Here is a 3,057-nt window from a genome sequence, read left to right on the forward strand (position 1 = left end):
TATCCTATTTTCAGCAAAATATAGTTAAGGCGATTCATCTCCCACTTACTCCGCTTCGCTTCGTTGAAGTGGGAGTCTTCTCGCCTAATTAAGATAAAAACCAAAGGAGCGGAAAGAAAGCCGACATGCCTTGCTGAAAAATAGATCGAGCCAAAAAATGCAAACAAATCGAGAGCCCGGCGGCCGTTGACGGCCGCATACGGGCTCTCGTTCGGTACGTGCGGCCGCTCATTTGCGACGAGCGGGCCGCTTTATTTCTTTTCATCTACGTATCGGTCCCTCGCCGCCCCTAAGCCAACGGCCATCATGGCGATGCAGACGGCAACAAGCAGACCAAGCGGCGCATTGAAGCGGCCGGACGCATCATACAGCACCCCGAACAACGGCGGACCGGAAGCCGCCAGCAAGTAGCCGACCGATTGCGCCATGGCGGACAATTGGGCGGCGGCGAGCGGATGGCGCGTCCGCAGCGTAAACAGCATCATCGCAAGCGAAAACGCCATGCCAGCGCCGATGCCAGCAACAAGCGCCCCCGCCCACAGCCACCACCCTTGCCCGCCGAAAAAGGCAAGCGTCCCAGCCCCCATGCAAAGCACAGCTGAACCAATAAGCGCCTTTTGATTGTCCATCCGCTCCGCGAGCATCGGAGAGACGAACATCATCGGGAGCTGGGCGAACTGGAAGAAAAAGAGCAGCCATCCGGCCGCACCGGGCGCCAACCCCTTGCTTTGCCCAAGCTCCGGCAGCCAAGTGACGACGCAGTAAAAGAAAAACGATTGCAATCCCATAAACAGCGTCACTTGCCAGGCGAGCCATGACCGCCAAAGCGTTGAGCGGCGGCTTCCGGACGGCGCCCCGTCCGGCTCCCAGCGGCGTGCTTGCGGCAGCCAAACAGCAAGCGCCAAAGCCGCCAGCAATGCCCAAAAGCGAAACGCCCCTTGCCAGCCAAGCCCCCAGCCATCGGCAAGCGGAACAGCGATCCCGGAAGCGAACGCCGCACTCATGTTCATCGTCACCGTATAAATGCCCATCATGAAACCAACCCGTTCGGGAAACGACTCTTTCACCAGCGCCGGCATCAAGACGTTGTCCACCGCAATGGCTGCACCGATCAGCACCGTGCCGGCAAACAGCCAAGAACTGCCGGAGAGCGGCCGGAGAAGCTCGCCAACGAGCAGCACGATCAACGAAAAAAAGAGCGTCCGCTTCATCCCGAACCGGCGGGCGAGAGCCGCTGCCGCCGGTGCCAGCAAGGCGAACGCCATAAGCGGAATCGTCGTCAACGCTCCGGCGGCCGCGTAGGAAAGGCCAAGCTCCCGCTGCAAATCGGGCACGAGCGGGCCGACCGTCGTAAGCGGCGCGCGCAAATTGACGGCCAACGCGACGACTGCTCCGGCCGTCCAGAATGGAAAAGAAGAGGGGCGCGTCGCTGCCGCATTCGATTTCATCGTCCATCCCCTCCGCTACTTAAATTTCCGCCAGTCTAGCTCGCTTTCCTCAAGCAGCTCAGCAAACGATTTCTGTTCCTCACGGCGGCGCGCTTCCTCGCGGCGCCGCGCTTCCTCTGCCGCCCGCCTCCGCGCTTCTTCCTCGGCAAGTGCGCGCTTTTTCTCAAGCAGCTTCGCTTCCACCGCGGCGCCAAGCCGGTCGGCGATCGTCAAAGCCTCCGTCCCTTGCTCTTTTTTTCGCCCGATCTTCTTCATCATGTCCGCCCCCTTGCATAACAATCGTTCATTTGTCAAACGATACAACTACACGACAAAGAAAAGGAGAGATGATGGATGGCGAAAAACCGCGCCCAAAAAGGGAAACCGTCCGCTGATACGGTCAAGCCGGTGATCGCAAAAGAAGAATTGGAAAAAGCAACCCATCCGACCAAGCGGCAAAACAGTCCTCAATAACCGCAACATGGACGATGCAGCTTTTATCATAAAGGGGCGCCCTGCGGCCCAAACCGGCTTTCAGGGCGTCCCCTTTACAACACTTCGGTGATGTGCGGCATATGCTCGCCAAGCCAAGCAATGGCCGCCTCCAGCGTCGGAAACTCTTTCGTTTCAAACGTCATTTCGTTTTGCAGCAGCCAGACGTCTTTCGCCTCATGATACGGGCCGGCGACCGACCAATGAAGCAAGCTGTACGGATCGTTTTCATGGGTGAACGACACCCATGTTTTTTGCTTCGCCGTCTTTGCGAGCTGCTCTAACTTACCGTTCATCGCCGGATTTCACCTCAACAAGCGGCATATGACCATTCAACGTTTGCCCTAGGCTTTTGAGCTGAAAAACGGTCGTTCCCGGCTTGACGTCAATCGTCATCGCTTCATCAAAAAAGATGAGCCGCGACCGTTCGACGAGCACCGGCACGAAATTCGTTTCGACGGCCAAATCATCGTCATCGGCCTTGTCGACAAGCCATAGCGCCGGCACGCCGTCGACCAAACAGCCGCAGCCGTCCGTGTCAAACGCCAGCTTTAACTGCCGCTCGGATTGCGCTACAATAGAGGCAAGCGCCCGTTTGGCTGCATCCGTAAACGTGATCGATACACTCATGCCTGACTCCTTTTTCCTTATTGATTTTCTTTTTCATTTTACCTGCCAACACGCGAAACTGTCAAAGCAAAGGAGGAACAAGCGATGGCAAACGTGCAAATCAAAGTGAATGACAACGGTTCGCTGCGCGTCACCGGCGATGTGGAACTGCTCGATGGAGAAGGAAAGCCGTTTGTGACGAAACAAACGTTTTCGCTCTGTCGGTGCGGGCTGTCGAACAATAAACCGTTTTGCGACGGTTCACATAAAGGCCGATTCCAATCGGTCGTCCGCGCCCCGTCGCCGGAATCGAGCGAATCGTAACGAACGGCCGTTTCTTCCCAGCCAACAGGCAAGGACGTCTTTGCCTAAGTTTTACGCCAAATGCCTCCTCTAATGTGAAAGGAAAGCGACGCTGCGATTGTGAAAGGGGGCTGACCCAAAACGCGAATGCGTTTTGGGATCAGCCCCCACTTTTTTGCCTCAAATATAGAAGAATCGCCCTTTTTTCTGGTAGAATAGAGTCACC

At 56.6% G+C, this 3,057-nt stretch carries 5 protein-coding genes; 1 reads left to right on the top strand and 4 read right to left on the bottom strand.

What is annotated here, in order from left to right:
• Positions 1-251: 251 nt before the first annotated feature.
• From CV945_RS16570 to CV945_RS16585, 4 genes are all read right to left on the bottom strand, one after another.
• Positions 252-1,448: a CynX/NimT family MFS transporter gene (locus tag CV945_RS16570; protein ID WP_063329765.1), complete on the bottom strand. Its 1,197-nt coding sequence runs from the start codon at positions 1,446-1,448 to the stop codon at positions 252-254.
• A gap of 15 nt (positions 1,449-1,463) precedes the next feature.
• On the bottom strand, positions 1,464-1,703 hold the full coding sequence (locus CV945_RS16575) for a YqkE family protein (RefSeq protein ID WP_227412602.1): 240 nt from the start codon (positions 1,701-1,703) through the stop codon (positions 1,464-1,466).
• A gap of 272 nt (positions 1,704-1,975) precedes the next feature.
• Entirely contained in the window at positions 1,976-2,215 is a 240-nt protein-coding gene (locus tag CV945_RS16580) for a YqkC family protein (RefSeq protein ID WP_033009050.1), read from the bottom strand.
• Positions 2,205-2,549, bottom strand: coding sequence for an iron-sulfur cluster biosynthesis family protein (locus CV945_RS16585; protein WP_033009049.1), 345 nt, complete (start codon positions 2,547-2,549; stop codon positions 2,205-2,207). Before CV945_RS16585 ends, CV945_RS16580 begins: the two co-directional genes overlap by 11 nt.
• 84 nt (positions 2,550-2,633) lie before the next feature.
• On the opposite strand from CV945_RS16585, the gene CV945_RS16590 reads away from it, so the two are divergent.
• Positions 2,634-2,852, top strand: a complete 219-nt coding sequence (locus tag CV945_RS16590; RefSeq protein ID WP_012820666.1) for a CDGSH iron-sulfur domain-containing protein — start codon at positions 2,634-2,636, stop codon at positions 2,850-2,852.
• The last annotated feature ends 205 nt before the right edge of the window (positions 2,853-3,057 follow it).

The organism is Geobacillus sp. Manikaran-105 (assembly GCF_002809955.1).
Taxonomy (GTDB): domain Bacteria; phylum Bacillota; class Bacilli; order Bacillales; family Anoxybacillaceae; genus Geobacillus; species Geobacillus thermophilus.

Coding starts and splice junctions, on each gene's coding strand:
- CV945_RS16570 (WP_063329765.1), bottom strand. CDS start 1,448: ATGAAATCGAATGCGGCAGCGACGCGCCCCTCTTCTTTTCCATTCTGG.
- CV945_RS16575 (WP_227412602.1), bottom strand. CDS start 1,703: ATGAAGAAGATCGGGCGAAAAAAAGAGCAAGGGACGGAGGCTTTGACG.
- CV945_RS16580 (WP_033009050.1), bottom strand. CDS start 2,215: ATGAACGGTAAGTTAGAGCAGCTCGCAAAGACGGCGAAGCAAAAAACA.
- CV945_RS16585 (WP_033009049.1), bottom strand. CDS start 2,549: ATGAGTGTATCGATCACGTTTACGGATGCAGCCAAACGGGCGCTTGCC.
- CV945_RS16590 (WP_012820666.1), top strand. CDS start 2,634: ATGGCAAACGTGCAAATCAAAGTGAATGACAACGGTTCGCTGCGCGTC.